General features: G+C 40.8%; 1 protein-coding gene. It reads right to left on the bottom strand.

Features of this window, described 5'->3' with window-relative positions:
- Nucleotides 1-3 precede the first annotated feature (3 nt).
- On the bottom strand, nucleotides 4-223 hold a 220-nt coding region (locus FS628_RS31805; protein WP_222125369.1), incomplete at its 5' end, for a hypothetical protein.

Raw genomic sequence — 223 nt, 5'->3', positions numbered from 1 at the left:
TTCTTAAATCAACCCTCCCATATCCTTCTCAGTAAAGTTTCCATCCACTAAATCATAACCCCAATCATACATATCACCCTTCTCTCTCCAATACCACTTAATCACAACCTCACCCTCCGACCCCACAAACATCACCCCACATTCACTATCTGTCAATCCAATATCCTCTTCTAATCTCTCCCTTACACTATTAATCCCTTCCAATATGACTTCTAATCCCTCT

It is taken from the genome of Paenibacillus xylanexedens, from assembly GCF_007676705.1.
GTDB lineage: Bacteria > Bacillota > Bacilli > Paenibacillales > Paenibacillaceae > Paenibacillus > Paenibacillus xylanexedens_C.
The sequence above is the reverse complement of the archived record's forward strand: the minus strand, read 5'-3'. Positions and strand labels throughout refer to the sequence as shown.